Source organism: Pseudoduganella sp. GW821-FHT12E03 (genome assembly GCF_058807115.1).
Genome location: NZ_JBXAQJ010000003.1, coordinates 732,560 through 756,438, shown reverse-complemented (window position 1 = coordinate 756,438; position 23,879 = coordinate 732,560). Strand labels below are relative to the sequence as shown.

The window sequence follows — 23,879 nt, the reverse complement described above, 5'->3', positions numbered from 1 at the left end:
AAACCAATTCCAGCGGCCTGCGCGGGTAAGAATCCTAAGAACAAGGTCAGCATGACGAGGTCTGACATCAACCAAACATCGGGGTAGTACAGTTGGCCAATCATGTAGCCATAGGAGAGATAGTTCCAAACGCCCGACATCGCCAAAGTGGCGAGCATGGCGCACAGGTAAGAAAAAATCGCAGATCGTCTAGATCGCATAAGTAAAAAATTCTAAATTCATTAGCTACCGTAAGAAAGCCCAACGTAAAGTAGCCGTCAAATTGACGTTTTCAAAAATTTTACCACGCCACCTAATCACACCTTGAGCAACATCCAAGAGGCTACTCCCAGCCCCGGCGAGCATAAAACGACCTAATACCGGGAAGGAAACGTCATGCCACCGGACCAGCCGAAGTTGCTTGACCAAGTGCGTGAACGCATCCGCACGCTGCACTACAGCATCCGAACCGAGGAAGCGTACGTCGACTGGATTCGCCGCTTCATCTTATTTCACCAGAAACGCCACCCTGCGGAGATGGGAAAGGACGAGATCGAAGCCTTTCTCACTTATCTCGCGGTAAAGCGCAACGTCGCAGCATCGACGCAATCGCAGGCCAAGGCCGCCTTGCTCTTTCTCTATCAAAAAGTGCTGAAACAGGACCTGGCGTGGCTGAAAGATGTGGTCGCAGCCAAACAGCCACAACGCATGCCCACCGTGTTGACAATGGATGAGACCCGAACCTTGCTCAACCACCTCGACGGCGTGCACTGGCTGATTGCCTCCTTGCTCTACGGTAGCGGCTTGCGGATCTTGGAAGCATGCCGGCTACGGGTCATGGACCTGGATTTCAACATGCACCAATTGGTCATACGGAACGGTAAAGGCGCCAAGGACCGCGTCACCATGCTGCCCAAATCCCTGGTCGATCCAATCACAGCTCATTTGCAGCTGGTGCGCCTTCAGCACGAGCGCGACTGCGAACAAGGCGGCGGAGATGTCCATTTGCCGTTCGCCCTGGACCGCAAGTATCCAGCGGCGGCGAAGGAATGGAAATGGCAGTACGTATTTCCAGCAGACCGGCTGTCGCGCGATCCCCGTTCCGGCGCCGTCCGGCGTCACCACATCGAGGAACAGAGCATCCAGCGCGCGGTACGCCAGGCGTCCCGTACGGCAGGCATTCAAAAAAAGGCAACGCCACATACGCTGCGCCACAGTTTTGCAACGCACCTGCTATTAGGCGGCTATGACATCCGCACCGTGCAGGAGCTGCTGGGACACAAGGACATCCGCACGACGATGATCTACACGCATGTCCTCAACCGTGGGGGACGCGGCGTCATCAGTCCGTTGGACCCGCCATGATCCGGCTTTCAGCGACATCGGGCACACGTTCTTAGTGGCCCAGCGCCATCAGGAAGCGGTCGGTGCGGGGTTTCCAGTTGCCTTCGATGTCGGCCGAGACCAGCACCCGTTCCGCGCGGCCGATCAGCAATTCGCGCGGCACCAGGCCGATATAGCGCGAATCGTTGCTGTTGTTGCGGTTATCGCCCAGCATCATGAACTGGCCGGCGGGAATGGTGATGGGCGCGAAGCTGCGCTTGCCCGACAGGATTTCCGGCAGCAGCTGGATCCGGTGTTCCGCCGCGCCGGCTTTTTCCGTCACGTGCACCGCTTGCAACTTGCCGACATTGGCAATCGCCTCGACCGTATCGGCCGGCAAAGTGTACGACGCGGGTACGCCATTGATGGTGAGGCGGTCGTTTTCCATCGACACCGTGTCGCCCGGCAAGGCGACAATGCGCTTGATCAGGCGGGTGCCGTCCGACGGCGACGAAAACGTCACGATATCGCCGCGTTGTGGTTCGCCCAGGTGCGTGACCACCACGTCCGTCAGCGGGACTTTCAAGTCAAACGCCAGGCGGTTAACGAACACCACGTCGCCTTCCAGCAAATTGGGATGCATGGACGCGGAGGGAATCGGATTCCAGTCGGCCACTGCGGTACGGAACAGGCCGAACATCAACATGAAAGCGATAAATCCTTTATTGTCGCGTACCCAGGTTTTCATTGATTTACCTCAAGAATGATGTGTGGTGCAAACATCATCGTCGGCGAATCTTAAACACTGCTTAGGCTGGCCAGCGCCGACAGCATGCGCCGTTCCCCCTGCGGTGCGATGGCCAGCGCGCGGCTGTCCAGGTCTTGTTCCGCCCAGCCCTTTTTCAGGGCCAGTTGCAGCAGCGCGGCGCCCAGTGCGCCGCCGATATGCGGCTTGCGTTCACTCCAGTCCAGGCACGCGCAGGCAAAGCGGCGGCGCGAGCGGCGCAGCGCCGCCACGTCGATGCCGAGCGCGGCGCAGCCCTGTTCGCCGCTGGCGGTCAGCGTGTAACCGTCGGCTTCGTCGCGCAGCCACCCTTGCTGCGCCAGCCGGTCGTGCAATTGCACGGCGACCTGGCCGGCCATGTGGTCATAGCAGATGCGGGCGCGGCGCAGCCGGTCCGGCGTGTTGGGTTTGAAGCGGGGGCGCGGCACACCGGCCACCACTAATAACGCTTCCAGCGCGGCCGCCACCTGGGCGTCGGCCAGTTGGTAATAGCGGTGCCGGCCCTGTGCCAGCTGGTGCACCAGGTGTTCGTCTTTCAGGCGCGCCAGGTGCGCACTGGCGGTGGACGGGCTGACATCGGCCACCACCGACAACTCGGTCGCCGTACGGGCGTGGCCGTCGAGCAGGCTGCACAGCATGCGCGCCCGGGCAGGTTCGGCAATCGCGCCGGCAATGCGGGCCAGCCTGTTGTCGGCGCCGTCCGCGTCACCCGCACCATCGGATCCGCTTGCATCCATGTTTCGTTCTCCATCGAATTGTCGTGGCTTCACCTGCAGCATACTGCAACGCATCACACACGCAAAGGAGAAGTCCATGGACGCCATCGCGGCAGTCACGCACGAGCAACCGTACCCGTATTACGCGCAACTGGCGGCGCGTCCCGGGCTGCAATACGATGGCCATTTGAAGCTGTGGCTGGCGGCCGATCCGGCCACGGTGCGGGAAGTCATGACGCACCCGGCATGCCGGGTGCGGCCGGTGGCGGAACCGGTGCCCGCCGCGATTGCGGGCGGCGCGGCCGGTCACGTCTTCGGTGAGCTGGTGCGCATGAACGATGGCGCGCGCCATGCGGCGCCCAGACTGGCGCTGCAGCGTGCGTTGGCGGCATTGGACCCGGTATGGGTGCGGCGCACCGCGTGGGAAACCGCGGTCGCGCTGGCGCAGCGCCATTCCGTGCACACCGCGGCCGGATTGTCCGCATGGCAGGCGGCCGTGCCGGTGCACACGGTGGCGCACTTGCTGGGTTTTACCGATACCACGCCGGTGGCGGCCTGGATGGGGGAGTTTGTCGCCTGCCTGTCGCCGCTCAGCAGTCCGGAGCAGCTGGCGCGCGCGCACGGCGCGGCGCAGGCGCTGCTCGATGGCTTGCGCGCGCTGGTGCAAGCCGGCACGGCGCAGCCGGGCAGTTTGCTGGCGCTGGCGCTGGTGCTGGCCGAAGCGGAAGCCGCGGGCTGGAATCGGTCCGATGCGATCCTTGCCAACCTGGCGGGATTGCTGTCGCAAACTTATGAAGCCACGGCGGGGTTGATCGGCAACGCCATTGTCGCGCTGGCGAATGGGGCGCAAGGTGCGCAGCATGACGGCGACCTGGCGGCGCTGATGCAACACGTGCTGCGCGACGATCCGCCGATCCACAACACGCGCCGCTTCGTGGCGGAAGCGGCCGTGATCGGCGGGGTGGAAGTGCAGCCGGGGCAGGCCATCCTGGTGTTGCTGGCGGCGGCGGGCCGGGCGGCGCAGGTTCCGCAGGTGACGCAGGATGCACAGGCTACGGAGGCGATGCAGTGTGCGCAGGTGACGCAGGCTTCCTTAGGCGCGGCCGTGCCGCAGTATGCGTATGGCCATGGCGCCCACGCTTGCCCGGGGCAGGCGCTGTCGCAAACCATCGCGTGCGCCGCGCTGGGCGCCTTGCTGGCGCGCGGACCGCTGCCGCCACTGGCGTGGCGTTACCGTCCTTCCGTCAATGCCCGCATTCCCGTCTTTATGGAGACCGTATGATCGCCGTGATTTTCGAAGTGTGGCCCCGCGCAGGGCGCCAGCAGGATTACCTCGCCATGGCCGCGCAACTGCGGCCGTTGCTGGAACAGATCGATGGCTTTATTTCCATTGAACGGTTCCAGAGTTTGAGCGACCCGGGCAAGCTGCTGTCGCTGTCATTTTTCCGCGATGAAGCGGCCATCCTGCAATGGCGCAACCTGGAAGCGCACCGCGCCGCGCAGGAAGCGGGGCGGGGTGGCGTGTTTGAGGATTACCGGCTGCGGATTGCCGGGGTGATGCGGGATTATGGTTTGCGGGACCGGGAGCAGGCCCCGCCGGACAGCCGGCAGCGCCACGCGCCCTTGGCTTAATGTCCCTTCTTCTGCACCAGCGCACTGCCCACGCCATGGCGCTTGCCTTCGCTGACCGCCGTCACGGTGCCATCCGGATTGAACACCAGCGCATTGGCCGCGCCGATTTCCTCCACGTCGGCCGCCCAGCGGCGGCCATATTTGTCCTGCGCCAGCGCGGCCGGCGTGCCGGTATATCCGGGTTCGATATGCGTAGCCTCGCCATTGCGCTCCGACAGGCGCGGCGCATCGATGGCCTGGTCCATCGGCATGCCGAGGTCGATGTGGTTGACGATCGACTGCAGCACCGTCGTGATGATGGTGGCGCCGCCCGGGCTGCCGATGGTGAATGCGGGTTTGCCATCCTTGAAGGCGATCGTGGGCGACATGCTGGAACGCGGGCGTTTGCCGGCTTCCGGCACGTTCGGGTGCGGACCGGCAAAGTCGAAGTCCGTCATTTCATTGTTCAGCAAGAAGCCATAGCCCGGCACGGTGATGCCGCTGCCGCCCCAGGATTCAATCGTGTAGGTGTAGGCCACGATATTGCCGTCCTTGTCCGACACCGTCAGGTGCGTGGTATGCGCGCTTTCCGCCAGCAGCTTGGCGGTCACGGCGGGGCGCAGTGGCACGCTCTGGTCTTGCTGGAACGGGTACGGATCGCCGGCCGTGGCGACTTTGCCGGCCCGGGTCGGGTCGATCAGCTCGCGCCGCCGCGCCGCGTAGGCTTTGCTTAACAAACCTTGCACCGGCGCTTCGACGAATTCCGGGTCGGCCAGGTAGGCATTGCGGTCGGCAAACGCGAGGCGCGCCGCTTCCATGTACAGGTGCTCGACCTTATCGCGCGGCATGGCTTTCAAATCGTAGCCTTCCAGGATATTCAGCGCTTCGCCGATCGTGACGCCGCCGGACGAGGGCAGCGGCATGCCCGCCAGTTCATAGCCGCGATACGTATAGCGGATCGGTTGGCGCAGGCGCGCTTCATAGTTGGCCAGGTCCGCCATCGTCATGGCGCCGGCGCGGACCTTGCCGCCCGGATTATTGACGGTATCGACAATCGCGCGGCCGATCTTGCCTTCATAAAATGCCTTGACGCCGCCGGCCGCCAGTTCGCGGTACGCCTTCGCCAGATCCGGATTGCGCAGCAAGGTGCCGCTGGGGAGGGCTTTGCCGTTGCGCAGGTACAGTTGCGCCGTGGCGGGGAACAGCGCGAATTTCGCTTCGTTTTCCTTCACCAGGTGAGTGAAGTTGTCGTTGACCTTGAAGCCGTTTTGCGCGACGCCGATGGCTGGCTGTAATACCTGTTTCAGCGACATGGAACCATAGCGGTCCAGCGCCTCATGCCAGCCGCGCACCGCGCCCGGCACGCCGACCGCCATGCCGCTGGCCACCGCCGTGTCAAACGGGATGTCCTTGCCGTCCTGCTGGAATATCGTGGGCTTGAAATTGGCCGGCGCGGTTTCGCGGTGGTCGATGGTGATGACGCGCTTGTCCTTGGCCAGGTAAATCATCATGAAGCCGCCGCCGCCGATCCCGCAACTGAACGGGTCCGTGACGCCCAGGGTCGCGGCGGCCGCGACCGCCGCATCGATGGCGTTGCCGCCTTTGTTCAAGATCGCCAGCGCGGCCTGTGATGCGGGTTCGCTGATGGTGGCAACGGCGCCGCCAGTGCCGGTGGCGACCGGGGTCTTGGCCCAGGCGGCGGCCGGCACGGAGGCAATGGCGATGGAAAGGATCAGGGGACGGAGGACGATGCGGGTAGCGGTCGGGGTCATAGGCTCGCGGTAGTTGGCGTATGGAACCCCGAAGGCCGGTAGCTTGCGAGGTTCCGTCTAGGAAATATCCACCCGTAAGCTTACCTTATATGCCGGCGGTGGCGTATGCAGCGGCGTCGGTTCGGCGGGGTCCAATGGCCCCAGGGTGAACTTCAAGCCCTGCTGCGCCGCAGTATTGCTGCCGTTGGGCATGTCTTCCGCCAGCACGAACTGGCTGGATTGACCGCCATGGGTCAGCACGAAGGTGAAACTGATATAGCCCTTCCAGACGCAGACGGCGCCGGGACGGCAGCGGCTGTCGTTGACCTTGTCGAGCTTTAAGGTGGTGTTGGGCGACAGGTTGACGGTCTGGCCGGGTGTCAGCACATACGTCTGGCTGACGGGGAGGGCAGGGCCGCCGCCACTCTCGGCGGGGCTGATGCCGCAGGCGGCAACAATACCGCCACAGACAATCGCGCTGCATAGCGAACTGATGAAACGAGGCTGCATATTTCGTCTCCTTGGGCCGTGAAACAAAGGGGGCTGACGGGTGAAAATATTAACCAAATTGCATCAAAATAGGCGCACGCTTGGCAGGCGCCACAAAAGCAACGCCCCTGGGAGAATTGCTTTGCAGGCAATTCTACGCCAGGGGCGTTGTGCGGTGCGGAAAATTTCCGCCACCGCTTAGATATAAGGTGTCAGCGCGGTCTTCATCTTTTTCAGCGCCGCGGCTTCGATCTGGCGAATCCGCTCGGCCGATACGCCGAATTCTTCCGCCAGGGTGTGCAGGGTGGCGCCGGAACCGTCATCGTTGGCCAGCCAGCGGGCTTCGACGATGCGGCGCGAACGGGCGTCCAGTTTCGACAAGGCGGTTTCCAGGCCTTCCGAATGCAAACGGGTCACCTGTTCCGCTTCCAGCACGCGGGTTGGTTCGCTTTGCTCGGACGACAGGTAAGCGATCGGCGCGAATTTGTCATCTTCATCGTCGGTTGGCGACTCCAGCGCGATATCGCGGCCGGACAAACGCGTTTCCATCTCGATGACTTCTTCGCGCTTGACGTCGAGCGTCTTGGCCAGCTGGTCGATCTGGGCCGGCGTCATCGCATCGAGGCCCTGCTTGTGGCTGCGCAGGTTGAAGAACAGTTTGCGCTGGGCCTTGGTGGTGGCCACTTTCACCAGGCGCCAGTTCTTCAGGATGTATTCGTGGATTTCCGCCTTGATCCAGTGCATCGCGTACGACACCAGGCGCACGCCCTGGTCCGGGTCGAAGCGTTTGACGGCTTTCATCAGGCCGATATTGCCTTCCTGGATCAGGTCGGCGTGCGGCAAGCCATAGCCAAGGTAGCCGCGCGCAATCGAGACCACCAGGCGCAGGTGCGACAGCACCAGTTCCTGGGCGGCGCCGAGGTCATTGTTTTCTTTCAGGTTACGGCCGAGGCGCACTTCGTCGTCCTGGGTCAGCATAGGCAGGCGGTTCACCGCCGAAATATAGGCGTCCAGGTTGCCCAGGTTGCCACTGAACCCGAGGCCGAGTGCGTTGTTGCTGGCAGGTACCAGAGCAGCAGTTGCGGTCATCGTTGTCATTCTTTTCCTCGCTCTATGCGTGTTACTAAGTTGGAAGCATCTTGCGCCGTGTCTCTTAAAGCTCGCTTAACAGTTGCGTTGCAACAAGAAACACTTAATTCGGACATATATTAGCACTCTCCCTTGGTGAGTGCCAATCGGCTGTGGCAATACAATTAATAGCACAGGCCTATCGGAGCAGTCTACGTGATGGGATTTATCAAATCGTAGTTAATTTACAACGTTTGTGCTTGCTCAACGTGTAAATCGATAGGCTAAGCATATCGGGACAGCGCGGGAAAGGACTGTGCGAAAACGCACGGAAGCAGCGGGAGCGCCGGCGCCAAGCGCGCCGGCGGCGGGGATTAATTGAGTTTGGCCAAATGGCGCTGGACCGACAGCAGGGCGCCGATCAGTCCCAGGCCGGCCGACAAGGCCAGCAAGCCGGCCGCCGGCCAGGCCGACAGCGGCGCCAGCCGGAATTCCGACGCATACAGCCGCGCAAACTCGGCAATGGCGTTATTCAGCGGACCCAGCGCCAGCGCCACGCCGCCCAGCGCCAGGCCGCCCGCGCACAGGCCCAGCAGCGCACCGGTGTAATAGAACGGACGGTGGATGAAGGTGTCGGTGGCGCCGATCAGCTTCGATACCAGGATTTCTTCGCGTTGCGTCAGCACCTGCAGGCGGATGGTGTTGAACACCACCGCCACCACCACCGTGCCCAGGGTGGCGGCCAGCAGCAGCAGCGCCAGCTTGAGGATGTTGATCAACGCCGCCAGGCGTTTGACCCAGGCCGAATCGATTTGCACCGATTCCACACCGGGCAGCAGGCGCAATTGTTCCGCCAGCACATCCACGTCGAGGCCGGTGGCGGCGGTGCGGAAGGCGTCGAGCTTGACGATATAACTGTCCGGCAGCGGGTTGTCGCCCAACGTCGCCAGCACGTCGGACAGGCCGCTCTTGTCTTTCAGGTTGTCGAGCGCCTTTTCGCGCGGCACGAAAATGATTTTCGCTTCGCGCGCCAGTTCGCGCAGCGGCGTGGCCAGGCTGGCGGCCTGCTCGCGCGGCACGTCCTGTTTGACGAACAGGCTGATTTCCGGGTCGACCGACATTTGTTCCGACAGCGGACGCACATTGTCCAGCAAGGTCATGCCCATGAAGGGCAGGGCCAGCGCGATCGCCACCACCAGGATGTTGAACAGGAAACTGCCGGGCGCGCGGCGTACGTGCACCAGCGCGGCGGCCAGCGCAAAGCCATGTTGGCGGAACCAGTTGGTCATTCCAGGGCTCCCTGGCGCAAGTGGATGACGCGCGCGGCGCCATCGAGCACCACTTCATCGTGGGTGGAAATCACGCACGTCACGCCCACCGAGTGGAAGGCGCGCAATGCATCGAACACCCGTTCCGCGCTGGCGCGGTCCAGGTTGGCGGTGGGTTCGTCGGCCAGGATGATTTGCGGGCGGTTGACGATGGCGCGGGCGATCGACACGCGCTGCTGTTCCCCGCCGGACAGCGCCAGCGGCTGCGAGTTGGCGCGGTCGGCCAGCCCCACCTTGTCCAGCGCGGCGCGGGCGCGCTGCTCGGCCTGGGCGCGCGGGGCGCCCGTGACCATCAGCGGCATCATGACGTTGGCCAGGATCGAGCGGTCGTTCAGCAAGCGCTGTTCCTGGAAGATCAGACCGAGGTTGCGGCGCAGGAACGGCACGCCGGCGGCTTTCAGGCGGCCGATATCCTGGCCATTGACCGTCACCTGGCCGGAACTGGGGCGTTCCATGGCGGCAATCATTTTCAGCAGCGTGGATTTGCCGGCGCCGGACGGGCCGGCCAGGAACACCAGTTCACCTTTATTGATGGTCAGCGACACGTCGCGCAGCGCGGTCGCATCCGGCCCATACTGCTTGGTCACATGCTGGAATTCAATCATCTTAGTGGCCCCCGCATTAACCCAGCAGGGCATCCACGAAGTCGGCCGCATTGAACGGCTGCAAGTCTTCGATGCGTTCGCCAATGCCGATGAAATACACCGGCACCGGGCGCACGCGGGCAATGGCGGCAATTACGCCGCCCTTGGCCGTGCCGTCGAGCTTGGTGATGATCAGGCCGGACAGTTGCAGCGCATCGTCGAAGGCCTTGACTTGCGCCAGCGCGTTTTGGCCCGTGTTGCCATCGATCACCAGCAGGGTTTCATGCGGCGCGCCTTCCAGGCCTTTGCCGATCACGCGCTTGATTTTCTTGAGCTCTTCCATCAGGTGCAGCTGCGTCGGCAGGCGGCCGGCGGTGTCGATCATGACCACATCCATGCCGCGCGCCTTGGCCGATTGCACGGCGTCGTACGAGACGGCGGCCGGGTCGCCCGATTCCTGCGACACCACGGTCACGTTGTTGCGCTGGCCCCAGATCATTAATTGTTCGCGGGCGGCGGCGCGGAACGTGTCGCCGGCCGCCAGCAGCACCGACTGGCCATGGACTTGCATATGCTTGGCCAGTTTGCCGATGGTGGTGGTCTTGCCGGCGCCGTTGACGCCGGAAATCATCATGACCAGCGGCTGGTGGCGGCCCAGTTCGAATGGTTTTTGCAGTGGCAGTAGCAGGTCCACCATCAGCGCTTTCAGCGCCTGCTTGACGGCGGCCGCATCGAGCAACTTGTCTTCCTTGACCTTGCGCTTGAGCGCGGTCAGCAGGTATTCCGTGGCGTCGATGCCGGCATCGGCCATCAGCAGTGCCGCTTCCAGTTCGTCGTACAAGTCGTCGTCGATCTTGGCGCCGACGAACAGCAGCGACAGGTTGGCGGAAGTTTTCGATAAACCCGCTTTCAGGCGGGTCATCCAGGACGGCTTGTCCTGTTCCGGGATGGCCAGGGCGCTGGTATCGATCGGCGGCGGCGTTTCCAGTACCGGCGGGACGGGAGCGTATGCCGCGGCAGGGGCCGGGGTTGGCATCGCCACCGGTGCGGCAGTGGCTGCCGGCGCTGGCGGCGGGGAGTCGGGAACGGCAGCCGGCGCCAGTGGCGCTGCGGTGACTGCGGGATCAGGTTGCGCGGTCTTTTTCTTGAAGAAGCTGAACATGGGTGTGCGGTAGGGGACTTCAAGCGGATCCGGCAGGGCGCCGGAAAATCAGCCGGTATTCTACCAGAGCGCTACCAGAGCGCTTGCCGGGCCCGGGGCGGCCCGGCGGTGACATCAGGCCTGGTTGCGGACCCGCAGGCGCCAGTCATTGATGCCGGAGGCAATTTCCGGCAAGTCATATACGCGCAAGAAGGGCGGCGGGCGCTTGCGCAGCACGGCGCAATGGCCGCCGGCCCAGATTTCCACCGTGGCCGGCAGGCGCGCGCGCAATTCCTTCAAGCCGTCGAGCGCCTGGCGCGGATTCATCGAGGCCGACAGCGACAGCGCGACAATATCGACGCCCAGCGCATGGGCGGCATCGGCGATGTCCGGCACCGGGGTTTGCGTGCCCAGCGAGATCGCATGCGCTCCTTCGGCGGTAAACAGCGCTTCGGCCATCAGCAAGCCCAGGCCATGGCGCTCTTGCGGCAAGGTGGTCAGCAAGATGCGCGGGCGCGGCGCGCCATTGTGGCTGGCATTGGCCTGCGGCACGGAAAAAATCGCGCTGCGCATCACCATTTGCAGCGATTCGGCAAACAAGTGTTCTTCAAATACCGCGAAACGGCCGGAGGCCCATGCATCGCCGACCATCAGGGTCAGCGGCGTGACCAGGTCGATCACGAAACTTTTCAAGCCCATCACCAGCAGCGCCTGCGACAGCTTGCGGCGCAATGCATCCATTTGATGGGATTTGCACAAGTCCAGGTAGACCTGTAATTCAGGGTGCTGTGGCGTGCGGGGACGCGACTTGCTGTTGTCGGCGGCTTTCTCCGCCAGCGCCTGCAATTCTTCCGGGCTGTAGCCGATCACTTTGCCGGGGCGGAAGCCCAGGTCGATCAGCCTTTTCACCAGGCGCAGCTTGACCACCTGGTCGGTGGGGTAAACGCGTTCACCGAACGGATCCCGCAACGGTTGCGGGAAATCGTAGCGGCGCTCCCAGACGCGCAGGGTTTCCTTGGCGACGCCGGTGTCGCGTTCGACATCGCTGATCGTACTGGGGACAGTCAATGGGGCCTCAGTCTTCATGTTCCTTAAAACGGCTACGGGATTGGGGGAGCCGTGTACTTGTACTTGTCGGGGCCATCCCCGTTGTGCGAGTGCATTCTACTCGCGTTTCGCCAGAGAAAGTGGGGGTGTAAAAGTGCGGTTTTCCCTCTGAAAACCGTTAGTTAAACCGCTTGTCCACGACACACGGCGGCCATGTGGAACTATGGGCGGGATTCGCTGCAATGCGCTAGTTTTGTGCTGGACAAAAAACTTGGAAAATTCGTGAAAAAAATCTCGGCAATGTTGTTTCCGGCAGTAGTGGTGTTCACCCGGGCCGGACAGCGGACGGAGCGGCGGAACTTACGTTAACGATAGGATAGTTTGTTAGGGGGTCAAGGAGCGTATTTATATACGTGCTCCCTGATGGTGCGCGCGCACCAAATTGCGGCAGGGTTTTGCTATTGCGGAAAATACTTATAACAAATGAATACAAGCAAAATTAGCAAAATTAATGTATAAATGATGCGTTTTGCCTCAATTTGCAAGTTTAGCCACACTTTCCCGCTGCTGCGCACAACCAGCAGAACCCGTGTTTCCTAGGGGCGCACGGGTGCCGGGCTGACACTTGATTGAATGGCAAACGGCCAGTATAGTGCCGCCTCCGAAGCGTTGACGCTTCGGAAAGTCGGCGGTAACGGCCAAATAAAAGTGGAGTGTTGTGTTGCATACCCGCAACAACACGCGGCATTCGGGGAATGCTGACACGCATAAGTAGCGCATCACGATAGTGCGCTGACAAGGACAGAATTCAGGCCTGCAGTAGTTGTCGGCTTTAAACATTTTTGCAACACAAACTGAAGGAAACTCGTAATGAAAAAAACTCTGATCTCCCTGGTAGTTCTGGGTGCAATGAGCAGCGTAGCCCACGCTCAATCCAGCGTCACCATCTACGGTATCGTTGATGCCGGCCTGGTGAGCGAGCGCGGTGGCAAGGCAGGTAACGTAACGAAGGTGTCCAGTGGTGTTGGTAGTGCTTCGCGCATCGGCTTCCGTGGTACGGAAGACCTGGGCGGTGGCCTGTCCGCAGTATTCACGCTGGAAAGCGGCTTCGCAGCCGACACCGGCGTAGGCGACGCAGCTGGCCTGTTCCAGCGCCAGTCGTTCGTTGGCCTGGTGTCGAAAGACGCCGGCAGCCTGACCCTGGGCCGTCAGTACACCCCGCTGTACAGCGCCCTGTCGCAAGTGGCTGATCCATTCGGCGCCGGCCTGGCTGGTTCCGCGAAAAACCTGTTCGCAGCATCGGGCGGCAACGTACGTTACAGCAACGCTGTGAACTACAAATCGCCTAACCTGAGCGGTTTCGCAGTGGAATTCCAATACGGCGCGGGCGAACAGTCCAACGCCAACGCCGGCCGTCAGCTGGGCGCTGGCCTGTCGTACGAAAACGGCCCGTTGAAAGCACGCGTTGCTTACAACAACCGCAACAACAACACCGTTGGCGTCGCGCCAGTCGGCATCGGTCACAACACCCTGTTCGCTGCCAACTACGATTTCGGTAAAGTAAAAGGCTTCCTGGCTTACCAGGATGACAAAGGCGCGCTGTCGTCCGCCATCCCTAACGCTACCGCGTACACCGCTGCTGCTGTTGCTGCTTCGAAAGACAGCGACACCACGCTGATCGGCCTGACCGCGCCAGTTGGCGGCAACGGCACCGTGATCGCTTCGTACATCCGCAAGGATGACAACGAAGCGGCAAACCGCGACGCTGACCAGTGGGCACTGGGTTACTCCTACGCCCTGTCGAAGCGCACCAACACCTACGTTGCGTACGCCAAGATCAAAAACAAGCGTGGCGCAAGCTACACCGTTGGCAACAATGCTGAAGTGGGTTCGGGCGACAAAGCCTTCAACCTGGGCATCAAGCACACCTTCTAATTTCTACGCTGTAGGGATTTAGAAACTGAAACGGCGGCTTGCCTTGGCAAGCCGCCGTTTTTTATTTGCCGCAGGCGCCGGGCCTTCAGGCCGGGCATCTCAATATCACGATCATGTACCGCACCGCAATCGCTACACCGCCATTCCCTTATTCCAAGGTCTGCGATACCTCTCGGCCGCGAATCGGGCTTGGCGCCACAGTTCGAGCAGATCTGGGTGGTGAATCGTTCGTCCACGACCTCAAACATCGTGCCATGCATAATGAACAACCGAGCCTTGTACGCCAGTTGAATACGGAGTGTCGACCAGCCTGCGTCCAGTACCGACTTCGCCATGCTGGTTTTGGCGAGACCCGCCGCGTTTACGTTGCCGACCACGATATGGTCGAACTCGCGCACCAGACGGGTGGACAGTTTGTGCAGAAAGTCATGCCGGCGGTTGGCCGTCTTGGTATGGATGGCTTGGACGCGCCGCTTCTTGTGCGCCCGCTGGGCCATGGCCAGCACCGACTCAGCCTCGCGGTAAAAGTTGGGCGTTGGTATCCGTTCGCCCGTCGTCAGTTTGGCCAGATCATGCAACCGCAGGTCAATGCCAACCCTCTGTACGGGCCCCCTGACCGGAGGCGCCGCCAACTCAAGCACAATGTTCAGGAACCAATTGCCGCGACGGTCACGGGAAAAATTAGTGCCATCGACAATTCTCCCTTCCGGCAGAGGCCGCGAGTAAAACACGCGGAATGTATTGCCCGCAAAGCGAAACGCATTACCCTCCCGCTTGAGTTCGCGTCCCTTCAAGGGCACCCAGCCCAGCGCTTTGCGGCCACGGTAACGCAGGTAGGGCTTGTTAAATTGCTTACGCGACTTTGCGTATTGCTGACAGACGTCGTTGATCGTGCTGGAATGCAGCCCAAGCTCCTTGCTGCAACCGGTCGTCAGCTTGATCAAGTCAAATCCCGTGTGCCAGCTGCGATTGAAGCGCAACGCATCCTTCTGCCTGTCATTGCAGAAATTCCAGACGTCATTTACCTTCCGTGCCTGCTGATTCAGCAGGCCTGTCAGGGATTTCACGCGATATCGATAGACCAGGTTCATCCCCCTTTGACTAAGCGGGGCGGAATTGGTTCCCCATTTAATCGAAAGACTGTTCGGCGGCTGTGCCGCCGGCTCCTTTCACTCCCCGCTCTGGAGGGCAGGGTTTCTCGGAGCAAAATCTGATGAAAACTATTCATCGTGTTGCCGCCATCTTCCTGATGGCGTCGTGCGTTGCCATTGCCGCACCAAAGAAATCCGGCCTGCCCCGTTATGGCATGGCGGTGTATTCCGACCTGTGCATCCACAAGGACAGTGGCGAATTTGGCGGCCGGCGCGTGACCGTGCAGCGCTTTGCCGAAGTCGATACGGTGATCTATGAATACACGGCTGGCGGCCTGAGCTGGCCGATCGTGGCGGACGATGTGCAAATCGGGCCACATGGCGACAAGATGATTTTTACCCTTCAGGTGGAAGGGGAAGAGAAGACGCTGAGCGGCACGTTTGCCGAGAAGGGCGCCGCGTTGGTACTCGATGGCGGCTATTGCGGCCAGCCCGAGGCGCCGGTCCGCCTGGACCGGGTGCAGGATTTCGGGCGCAATCCGCCGCCGTGCAAACCGTGTCCGGCACGCAAGGCGGCGCCTGCCGGGCCCGCTGCGCCTGATTCCGAGTCGGCGTAATTCCGTAGGGCGGGTTTTACAAACCCGCCCTACGCAGTTGCCGGACCACCATGTCGATGGCCCCGGGGCATTTTATTTTCCAGCCTTGGCCGCTTCCGCCTGCTTGCGGATGGTGTCCAGGGTGGCGCCGGGGGTGATCAGGTTGCCGTCATAGCGCAGCTCGATCACGAACGGCAGGTTTTTGCCACGCGTATACTCCAGTGCACGTTCCAGCGCCGGGGCGAATTCCTCCGTGGCGTGCACCGCTTCGCCTTCGCCGCCAAATGCCTTGGCCAATGCCGCAAAGTCCGGGTTGTGCAGCTGGGTGCCCGAGACGCGGCCCGGATAGTGGCGTTCCTGGTGCATGCGGATGGTGCCGAACATGTTGTTATTGAAGACCAGGATGATGACGCCGGCGTTGTATTGCACGGCCGTCGCCAGTTCCTGGCCATTCATCAGGTATTCACCGTCGCCGGCAAAGGTCACCACCGTGCGGGCCGGATCGACGATCTTGGCCGCCACGCCGGCCGGTACGCTGTAGCCCATGGCGCCGCTGGTCGGCGCCAGCTGGGTGCGCATGGCGCCGTAGCGGTGGTAGCGGTGCGCCCACGTCGCGTAATTGCCGGCGCCATTGGTGATGATGGTGTCGGGGGGCGTCATGCGGTCGATGTCCTGCACCACTTGCCACAGGTTCAATGGCGCCTGGTTGTCCTTGAAAATGGTCGGTTGCGCCTGCCATGCCGCCAGTTCCGCGCGCGCCTCTTCCACCGAACCCCGCCACGCGCCGGCATCCACCGGCGCCATCGCGGCCAGCATGGCGGCCGCTTGCGGCATGCCGCTGCCGATCATCAGTTCGGCCTGGTAGACGCTGCCCAATTCTTCATTGCTGGCGTGGATGTGCACCAAACGCTGTTTTGGCACAGGGGACGTCAGCAACTCGTAGCCGCTGGTGGTCATTTCCCCGAGGCGCGGACCAACCACGATCAGCACGTCCGCGTTTTTCACGCGCGCGGCCAGTTTCGGGTTGATGCCGATGCCGACGTCGCCCACGTAGTGCGGGTGGTTGTTGTCCAGCAGATCCTGGAAGCGAAATGCGCACGACACCGGCAAGTGGTTGGCTTCGGCAAAGCGGGTGATGTCCGCGCAGGCCTGTTCGGTCCAGCCGCCGCCGCCCAGCATCAGCAGCGGGCGCTTGGCTTCGGCCAGCATCGAACGCAGTTGCGCGATTTGCGGCTCGGACGGGGCGCCGTGCACCGGCTGGTAACAGCCGGTGTCAGGCACGGCGGCCTGCGTGGTCAGCATGTCTTCCGGCAGCGCCAGCACCACCGGGCCCGGACGGCCGCTGGTGGCCACCTGGAAGGCGCGCGCCATGTATTCCGGGATGCGGTCGGCGCGGTCGATTTGCGCGACCCATTTCGCCATCTGGCCATACATGCGGCGGTAATCGACTTCCTGGAACGCTTCGCGGTCCATGAAGTCGCTGCCGACCTGGCCAATGAACAGGATCATCGGAGTGGAATCCTGGAATGCCGTGTGCACGCCGATCGACGCGTTGGTCGCGCCCGGGCCGCGGGTCACGAAGCAGATACCCGGTTTGCCCGTCATCTTGCCGTAGGCATCGGCCATGAACGCTGCGCCGCCTTCCTGGCGGTTGATGATGAAGCGGATGCCGGAATCGTGCAGCGCGTCGAGCACGTCCAGGTAGCTTTCACCGGGCACGCCAAAAGCCGTGTCCACGCCGTGGATTTTCAGGGCGTCGACCAGGATCTGGCCGCCGCTGCGGGAAGGATGCGTCATGGTGGTTCCTCAAATTAAATCCGATGCCGCATTCTATGCTTCGGTCCGCATGGCGGCTTTTGAAAGAGCGACATCAAATTTCACAAAATGGGACGTCAGACTTTGCGCCGTATCGACTAATTCACGGATAACCCGGCACGTTTGGTACAATACGCCCGGAAGCAAGCCAGACAGTCGCTGGCGTGGGCAGCAATGCCAACGCGGGAGGAAGGTCCGGACTCCATAGAGCGGGGTGACGGTTAACGGCCGTCCGCTGAAAGGCCGCAAGGCTATAAGGCGAGGAATAGGGCCACAGAGACGAGCGTATTAAGTTACGGTGAAACGCGGTAACCTCCACCTGGTGCAATTTCAAATAGGCACGCGATGATGTTGCTCGCGGAGCGTGCGGGTAGAAAGCTTGAGCGGCGGAGTAATCCGTCGCCTAGAGGAATGGCTGTCATAGCGCCGACCGCAAGGAAGGCGCCGTAACAAAATCCGGCCTATCGGCTTGCTTCACTGACTACTACCGATGAAGAAATACATCCTGGCCCTGGATCAGGGCACGACCAGTTCGCGTGCGATCCTGTTCGACCACGCTGGTGCGCTGTTGGGCAGCGCGGCGCAGGAATTTCCTCAGCATTACCCCCAGCCCGGCTGGGTGGAACACGACCCCAACGAAATCTGGAATAGCCAGATCACCGTGGCGCGCAAGGTGCTGCACGACCATCACGTCGATGCGCACCAGGTGCTGGCGATCGGCATCGCCAACCAGCGGGAAACCACCATTGTCTGGGACCGCAAGAGCGGCGAACCGATCGCGCCCGCCATCGTGTGGCAAGACCGCCGCACGGCCGCCATGTGCGAACAATTGCGGCTCGAGGGCAAGGCCAGCATGATTCGCGAACGCACCGGGCTGGAGCTCGATGCGTATTTTTCCGCCACCAAAATAAAATGGATCCTGGACCACGTGCCGGGTGCGCGCGAACGGGCGCGCCATGGCGCGCTGGCGTTTGGCACCATCGATACCTGGCTGGCGTGGAAACTGTGCGGCGTGCACGTGACCGATGTCTCGAATGCGTCGCGCACCATGCTGTTCAATATCCACCTGATGCGCTGGGATGCGGACTTGCTGCATTTGTTCGACATCCCCGAAGAAATGCTGCCGCAGGTGGTGTCGTCCAGCGAAGAAGTGGGCAATACCAGGGAAGCGCTGTTTGGCGCGGCGATTCCCGTGGCCGGCATTGCCGGCGACCAGCAAGCCGCCACCTTCGGCCAGGCGTGCCACACGCCGGGCATGGTCAAGAATACCTATGGCACCGGCTGTTTCATGCTGATGCATGCGGGCCGCCACGCGCCGGTCTCGCACAACCGGCTGCTGTCGACGGTCGGCTGGCGCGTCGATGGCGACGTCGACTACCTGTTGGAAGGCAGTGTCTTCATGGGCGGCGCCACCGTGCAGTGGCTGCGCGACGGCCTCGGCATCATCAAGCAGTCATCCGATGTGGAACCGCTGGCCGCCAGCGTGCCCGACAGCGGCGGTGTCATGCTGGTGCCGGCGTTCACGGGACTCGGCGCGCCGCACTGGGATCCGTATGCGCGCGGTGCGCTGCTGGGCCTCACGCGCGGCAGCACGGCTGCCCACATTGCCCGTGCGGCGGTGGAATCGATTGCCTACCAGAGCGCGGAATTGCTGATGGCGATGCAAAAGGATGTGGCGCTGCCGCACCGCAAAATCCCGCTGGTGGAAGTGCGCGCCGACGGCGGCGCGGCGCGCAACGACATGCTGATGCAATTCCAGGCGGATTTGCTGGGTGTGCCGGTGGTGCGGCCGAAAGTCACGGAAACCACGGCGCTGGGCGCCGCGTACCTGGCCGGTCTGGCCGTGGGATTCTGGGAAAGCCGCGCGGAAATTGCCGCCCAATGGCAATGCGAACGCCGCTTCGAACCCCAAATGGGGGCGGACCAGCGCCAGGCCTTGCTGGCCCGCTGGGCCAAAGCGGTACAGCGTTCCCGTGATTGGGACGCTCCGCTGTAACACATTGTTAAATCCATGATGCTTGCCTGCAACACTTATGCAGGTGAATCATCACGCGACCCCGCGCACGATTGCCGCGCCGTTGCCGATCTGCCTATACTTTCCCTCTAGTTTTTCAAATAATTAATAAGAAACATGCAGGCAATGGAGGAGACGTGGGCGAAGAAACCGGGCCGCAGCGGCCATTCAATGTCGAATTGGCGGCCATCGAAACGTTGTTCGATGCGCTGACCGATGTGGCGTTTTTTGTCAAAGACAGGGAAGGGCGCTACCTGGCCGCCAACCATACGCTGGTGCGGCGCTGTGGACTGCGCCACAAGCATGATTTGACGGGCAAGACGGTGCTGGAAGTGCACCCCCGGCCCCTGGCGCAAGCATACCTGGCGCAAGACCGGCAAGTGATCGAGGCCGGATGCACCATCAAGCAGCACCTGGAATTGCATTTGTATCCGAACCGCCGCCACGGCTGGTGCCTGACCCATAAAACCCCGCTGCGCGACGAGCGCGGCGCGATTGTCGGCCTGGTCGGCACTTCGCATGATTTGGGGTTGGCCGATGAACACCATCCGGTCTATCGCAAGATTGCCGGGATTGCCGCCCATATCCGCGAACATTACCGCGAACCGCTGTGCCTGCAGGCGCTGGCGCACGATGCCGGTTTGCCGCTGGCCCGGGTGGAGCGCCTGTTCCGCCGCGTGTTCCATTACAGCCCGCGCCAGTTGCTGCTGCAGTCGCGCCTGAACGGCGCGCTGGCCATGATCGAGTCCGACCTCAATCGCAGCATTGCCGATATCGCGGGCGAATGCGGCTATACCGACCACAGCGCTTTTTCCCGCCAGTTCAAGGCGCTGACGGGGCAGACGCCGGTGCAATACCGCGCGCAATGCAAGAACGGCGGCATCCGTACCGCCGGCAATGAATCCCTGCTGGCCACCCTGATGTAGCACGCGCCTGGCTATCGAATACTAAGCGAACGATAGTACTAAAGGGGCCAGGCCCCTATGTGGTTTTTTCGGCGCTGCCGCTGTGCCGATCCTGTCACCCTTTCCCACTAAATAAGACGAACCGTGTATCCCGCTGCGGCGGGGTGCTTTTCCTGCAAGCTTGCCACGCTAGTATGCGTTTGCCAGGGGCGGCCGACCCGATGGCGCAAACCATTGATACGGGGATGTCCAGCCTGAAGGCACGACACCCACATATCTATACAAACATAGCCTGAAGGAGCGGTATCCATGCACCAACGTACTTCGCTGCACGCTGTCACCCCGATTGCCCTCGCTATTGCCTTTGCTTTCGCAGCCGGTTCGGCCCATGCCGGCGGCCAGCCAGTCCCGACCCAGAAAGATGCCCACGATCACCACGGCCGTTTGACGCAGCCGCCGATGCCGCGTGAACGCACCACCCTGCCGCCATCGGAAGACCAGGTCCGCTACAACCTGTCGCCGAGCCAGAAGCCGCGCACCGATCTGTTGCCGCGCAACCAGAGCGCCAAGCAGGCGTCCGCCATGGCGCCCACGCCGGAATGCAAGGACATGGCCAGAATGGCGCAGTATAGCGGCGCCGCGCTGGCCGATTACCTGGTCAGCCTGCCGGATTACGAGTGCACCTACCCGCTGTTTTCCGTGACGGGAACGCAAGCCAATACCATCTTCTCGCAAGCGAACATGAATGCGGTGGCCAGCCGCCTGACGCAACTGGCGCCCGGCTATAACGCCACCAACATGGCGCTGGTCAACCTGGTGCTGTACCTGCGCGCCGGCTACTACGTGGCCGGTAGCGGCACCATTGCCGAACCGCCTGCCAGCTTGAAAACGTCGCTGCGCCTGCCATTGGCGCGCCTGATCGAAGGCAGTGCGCTGTACCAGCACAATGCGGCGGCATCGACCACCGCGTCGGAAGTGCTGCGCCTGGTCACGAACCTGCATGATGAAGCGTACTTCCTGCCCAGCATGAAATCCGTGCTGACCCGCTTCACCAACCGCAGCGGTTATCCGAACGCCGTGGAAGCGATGAAAAACTATAGCGCCAGCGGCGGCGTGACCGGCGCCCTGACGGTGCTGTTCCGCGCCCACAGCGATGCGGCCGGCGTGCAGCTGCTGCAAAACGATATCTCGTACGCCAACGCGCTGAACGCCTTCATAGTCAACAACGAGGCCGCACTGCTGGGCACCAGCTATGCCTACCAGTTGAATGACGCGGCCAATGAAAACTTCCGCTTCATGCAATACGCGGGGTTGAAACCGGCGGTCAAAGTGCAGGTGAAAAACGCGCTGGCCACCAGCTCCATGACCGGCGCCGACAGTGATATCTGGCTGGCCGCCGCCGATGCCGTCAAGTATTACGACAATGCCAATTGCGCGGAATATGGCACCTGCAACTATGAAAAGACGCTGGCCGACACCATCCTGAAATTCAGCAAGCAGTGCAGCCCGACCCTGAAGTTGCGCGCGCAAGAGATGTCGGAAGCGCAAATGCAGGAAGTGTGCACGATCCTGGCCGCGGAAGAGGGCTTTGCGCACACCATGTTGAAAACCAACCGCACGCCGGTGGCGCAAGACAACAATGCGGCGCTGGAACTGGTGGTGTTTGACGACTACACCAATTACAACAAGTACGCAGGCAAGCTGTACAACATCAGCACCGACAATGGCGGCATGTACCTGGAAGGCGACCCGGCGGTGGCCGGCAACCAGGCCCGCTTCGTCGCGCACGAAGCATCCTGGCTGCGCCCGACCTTCAAGGTGTGGAACCTGGAACATGAATACGTGCACTACCTCGATGGCCGCTTCGACATGTATGGCGACTTCACGCTGGGCACGTCGGTGCCGACCGTGTGGTGGATCGAAGGCATTGGCGAATACCTGTCGCTGAAAAACAATAACCAGGCCGCGATCGACATGGCGCGCAGCCGCACCTACAAATTATCGGACATCTTCCAGAACACCTACAGCATGTCCGATTACCAGAACCGGGCGTACCGCTGGGGTTATATGGCGACCCGCTTCATGATGGAAAAACACCGCGCCGACGTCGATAACATCCTCGGCAAATTCCGCATCGGTGATTATTCGCGCTACCAGACCTTCATGGGCCAGATCGGCACCGCCTATGACGCGGAATTCGCGGCCTGGGCCGACACCGCGACCACGGCGGGCGAACCGACCTTGCCGAACGACGATCCGGGCGCGAACTTGCCGAATTGCGCATCGGCCAGCCAGTTGGGTAAAAACTGCGTGATCCGCAATATCGGGAACGCCAGCGGCTACCGCTCGTACTTCACCATCATGTTGCCGGCCGGCGCGAAAAACCTGAAGCTGGCGACCCGCAACGGTACCGGCGACGTCGACCTGTACGTGGCGGCGGACCGCTGGCCGGTGCCGGGCAATACCGATTACTCGTCGGTCAAGGCGGGCAATGCGGAAGATGTTGCGATCGCGTCGCCGGTCACGAACCGCTGGTACTACGTGACGCTCGACGCCAAGAGCCCGTACAGCGGCGTTTCGCTGTCGGCCACGTATGAGTAATGTCGGAGTAGTGTCGATGTAATGTCGATTGCTTAACAAGCCAGCCCCGTTCCGGCAGCGCGTCCGGAGCGGGGCTTCCTGTTGCCGCAGGGGTATAATGGCGGCAGGTGCAGCGGACATGACATCCGCTTAATTGTATATACAAGCCAACGTTGTTAAAGTAAATTCTCACTTCGTCCAGAACAAACTCCGCTTTTGAGCCCGGTAGCTGCAAAGTGCGCCGGCGCGCCGATTTCAGCAAGAATTGACCCCATAAGCCCCTGTAAGCCATTCCCTTGGCCACTGTTTTCCGTGTTGTCCGCTTGCTACGAGATTGTTGTCGCTCGGCAACTGTATAACTTTATTTTAATTTTTTTCTTGACAGGATTTTTGTAATTATGAATACGAAAAGCGCGTGTTAACTGATGAGGTAGCACTTGCAGTTGTTATGCTAAGTATCTAATTTCACGGCAATTTTTAATTCGACGCTGCTTCAGGTGTCGGCGCTAAGTCCTTAATTTCATTCATAATTTCTCCTTTTTTCCAATTGGAAAGCGCTTGACCACTATCTTGCCATCCTCTAAAGTGGTCAACTGTGTGAAAAAGTGTAGTTTTGTGGGATTTTTTGGCGGGGTCAGCGCCATGCATACCGGCTCAACGAATTCTCAGGTCATCAAAGGTCAACCGTGTTTCAAGGCGCTTCCGCTATCACTCTCGATGCGAAAGGCAGGATGTCTATTCCTGCCCGGCATCGTGACGCACTGGCACTCCAGTGTGAAGGGCGCCTCACGCTTACCAAGCACCCGGATGGCTGTTTGTTGATGTATCCGCGCCATGTGTGGGAAGCCAAGCGCGACCAGATCGCCGCCTGGCCGATGTCGGCCCGTGGCTGGCAACGGATCTTGCTGGGCAATGCGGTTGACGTGGAGATGGATTCCGCCGGCCGTATCCTGGTGGCGCCCGAGCTGCGCGACGCCGTCGGCCTGGGCCGCGACGTGATCCTGTCCGGCATGATGACCCACTTCGAAATCTGGGATCCGGCCAAGCGCGCCGATAACGAAGCGCAAACCATCGAGGCAGGGATGCCCGATGCCCTGTCGGATTTTTCTTTCTAAGGCCCGC

The 23,879-nt window shown here is 61.6% G+C and carries 20 protein-coding genes and 1 other RNA gene; 10 read left to right on the top strand and 11 right to left on the bottom strand.

Annotation, left to right across the window (positions count from 1 at the left end; genetic code table 11):
• The first annotated feature begins 375 nt into the window (after window positions 1–375).
• Window positions 376–1,344, top strand: coding sequence for an integron integrase (locus AC1RRC_RS11050; RefSeq protein ID WP_493055501.1), 969 nt, complete (start codon window positions 376–378; stop codon window positions 1,342–1,344).
• Between the two features lie 31 nt (window positions 1,345–1,375).
• Here AC1RRC_RS11050 and lepB read toward each other — a convergent pair whose 3' ends face one another.
• Together lepB and AC1RRC_RS11040 are read right to left on the bottom strand one after the other, a co-directional pair.
• The gene (gene lepB / locus AC1RRC_RS11045; RefSeq protein WP_493055500.1) at window positions 1,376–2,050 is read right to left on the bottom strand and encodes a signal peptidase I; all 675 of its coding nucleotides are present in this window, start codon (window positions 2,048–2,050) and stop codon (window positions 1,376–1,378) included.
• 50 nt (window positions 2,051–2,100) lie between these two features.
• The gene (locus tag AC1RRC_RS11040) at window positions 2,101–2,823 is read right to left on the bottom strand and encodes an ArsR/SmtB family transcription factor (protein ID WP_493055499.1); all 723 of its coding nucleotides are present in this window, start codon (window positions 2,821–2,823) and stop codon (window positions 2,101–2,103) included.
• 76 nt (window positions 2,824–2,899) lie between these two features.
• On the opposite strand from AC1RRC_RS11040, the gene AC1RRC_RS11035 reads away from it, so the two are divergent.
• Together AC1RRC_RS11035 and AC1RRC_RS11030 are read left to right on the top strand one after the other, a co-directional pair.
• Window positions 2,900–4,084, top strand: coding sequence for a cytochrome P450 (locus AC1RRC_RS11035; RefSeq protein WP_493055498.1), 1,185 nt, complete (start codon window positions 2,900–2,902; stop codon window positions 4,082–4,084).
• Window positions 4,081–4,434, top strand: coding sequence for an antibiotic biosynthesis monooxygenase family protein (locus tag AC1RRC_RS11030; RefSeq protein ID WP_493055497.1), 354 nt, complete (start codon window positions 4,081–4,083; stop codon window positions 4,432–4,434). Before AC1RRC_RS11035 ends, AC1RRC_RS11030 begins: the two co-directional genes overlap by 4 nt.
• Here AC1RRC_RS11030 and ggt read toward each other — a convergent pair.
• From ggt to AC1RRC_RS10995, 7 genes are all read right to left on the bottom strand, one after another.
• Window positions 4,431–6,185, bottom strand: coding sequence for a gamma-glutamyltransferase (gene ggt / locus AC1RRC_RS11025; RefSeq protein ID WP_493055496.1), 1,755 nt, complete (start codon window positions 6,183–6,185; stop codon window positions 4,431–4,433). The two genes, AC1RRC_RS11030 and ggt, sit on opposite strands and share 4 nt — an antisense overlap.
• 57 nt (window positions 6,186–6,242) lie before the next feature.
• On the bottom strand, window positions 6,243–6,674 hold the full coding sequence (locus AC1RRC_RS11020; protein WP_493055495.1) for a hypothetical protein: 432 nt from the start codon (window positions 6,672–6,674) through the stop codon (window positions 6,243–6,245).
• Window positions 6,675–6,851: 177 nt separating this feature from the next.
• Window positions 6,852–7,751, bottom strand: coding sequence for an RNA polymerase sigma factor RpoH (gene rpoH / locus AC1RRC_RS11015; protein ID WP_493055494.1), 900 nt, complete (start codon window positions 7,749–7,751; stop codon window positions 6,852–6,854).
• Between the two features lie 344 nt (window positions 7,752–8,095).
• Window positions 8,096–9,010: a permease-like cell division protein FtsX gene (ftsX, locus tag AC1RRC_RS11010; RefSeq protein ID WP_493055493.1), complete on the bottom strand. Its 915-nt coding sequence runs from the start codon at window positions 9,008–9,010 to the stop codon at window positions 8,096–8,098.
• Window positions 9,007–9,654, bottom strand: a complete 648-nt coding sequence (locus AC1RRC_RS11005) for a cell division ATP-binding protein FtsE (protein WP_493055492.1) — start codon at window positions 9,652–9,654, stop codon at window positions 9,007–9,009. Before AC1RRC_RS11005 ends, ftsX begins: the two co-directional genes overlap by 4 nt.
• Window positions 9,655–9,670: 16 nt before the next feature.
• Window positions 9,671–10,795, bottom strand: coding sequence for a signal recognition particle-docking protein FtsY (gene ftsY / locus AC1RRC_RS11000; protein ID WP_493055491.1), 1,125 nt, complete (start codon window positions 10,793–10,795; stop codon window positions 9,671–9,673).
• 114 nt (window positions 10,796–10,909) lie between these two features.
• On the bottom strand, window positions 10,910–11,842 hold the full coding sequence (locus AC1RRC_RS10995; protein WP_493055490.1) for a MerR family transcriptional regulator: 933 nt from the start codon (window positions 11,840–11,842) through the stop codon (window positions 10,910–10,912).
• An 849-nt stretch (window positions 11,843–12,691) separates the two neighbouring features.
• On the opposite strand from AC1RRC_RS10995, the gene AC1RRC_RS10990 reads away from it, so the two are divergent.
• On the top strand, window positions 12,692–13,756 hold the full coding sequence (locus tag AC1RRC_RS10990) for a porin (protein ID WP_493055489.1): 1,065 nt from the start codon (window positions 12,692–12,694) through the stop codon (window positions 13,754–13,756).
• On the opposite strand, the gene AC1RRC_RS10985 is transcribed toward AC1RRC_RS10990, so the two are convergent.
• Window positions 13,753–14,847: an RNA-guided endonuclease InsQ/TnpB family protein gene (locus AC1RRC_RS10985; RefSeq protein ID WP_493055488.1), complete on the bottom strand. Its 1,095-nt coding sequence runs from the start codon at window positions 14,845–14,847 to the stop codon at window positions 13,753–13,755. The two genes, AC1RRC_RS10990 and AC1RRC_RS10985, sit on opposite strands and share 4 nt — an antisense overlap.
• A 122-nt stretch (window positions 14,848–14,969) precedes the next feature.
• Here AC1RRC_RS10985 and AC1RRC_RS10980 point away from each other — a divergent pair, with 122 nt between their 5' ends.
• Window positions 14,970–15,464: a hypothetical protein gene (locus AC1RRC_RS10980; protein ID WP_493055487.1), complete on the top strand. Its 495-nt coding sequence runs from the start codon at window positions 14,970–14,972 to the stop codon at window positions 15,462–15,464.
• 72 nt (window positions 15,465–15,536) lie between these two features.
• Here AC1RRC_RS10980 and AC1RRC_RS10975 read toward each other — a convergent pair whose 3' ends face one another.
• Complete coding sequence (locus AC1RRC_RS10975) at window positions 15,537–17,240, bottom strand: thiamine pyrophosphate-binding protein (RefSeq protein ID WP_493055486.1); 1,704 nt, start codon at window positions 17,238–17,240, stop codon at window positions 15,537–15,539.
• 158 nt (window positions 17,241–17,398) lie between these two features.
• Here AC1RRC_RS10975 and rnpB point away from each other — a divergent pair.
• The 5 genes from rnpB (at window position 17,399) to mraZ (ending at window position 23,872) form a co-directional block, all read left to right on the top strand.
• Window positions 17,399–17,738, top strand: an RNA gene (rnpB, locus tag AC1RRC_RS10970) — RNase P RNA component class A.
• Window positions 17,739–17,748: 10 nt separating this feature from the next.
• Window positions 17,749–19,254 carry a glycerol kinase GlpK gene (gene glpK / locus AC1RRC_RS10965; RefSeq protein WP_493055485.1) on the top strand — a complete coding sequence of 502 codons (1,506 nt, stop codon included), beginning with the start codon at window positions 17,749–17,751 and terminating at the stop codon, window positions 19,252–19,254.
• A gap of 155 nt (window positions 19,255–19,409) precedes the next feature.
• Window positions 19,410–20,198 (top strand): PAS domain-containing protein, encoded by a 789-nt coding sequence (locus AC1RRC_RS10960; RefSeq protein ID WP_493055484.1) that lies wholly within the window; start codon window positions 19,410–19,412, stop codon window positions 20,196–20,198.
• A gap of 288 nt (window positions 20,199–20,486) precedes the next feature.
• Window positions 20,487–22,778, top strand: a complete 2,292-nt coding sequence (locus AC1RRC_RS10955; protein ID WP_493055483.1) for a M9 family metallopeptidase — start codon at window positions 20,487–20,489, stop codon at window positions 22,776–22,778.
• Between the two features lie 665 nt (window positions 22,779–23,443).
• Window positions 23,444–23,872 (top strand): division/cell wall cluster transcriptional repressor MraZ, encoded by a 429-nt coding sequence (gene mraZ, locus AC1RRC_RS10950; RefSeq protein ID WP_170305550.1) that lies wholly within the window; start codon window positions 23,444–23,446, stop codon window positions 23,870–23,872.
• The last annotated feature ends 7 nt before the right edge of the window (window positions 23,873–23,879 follow it).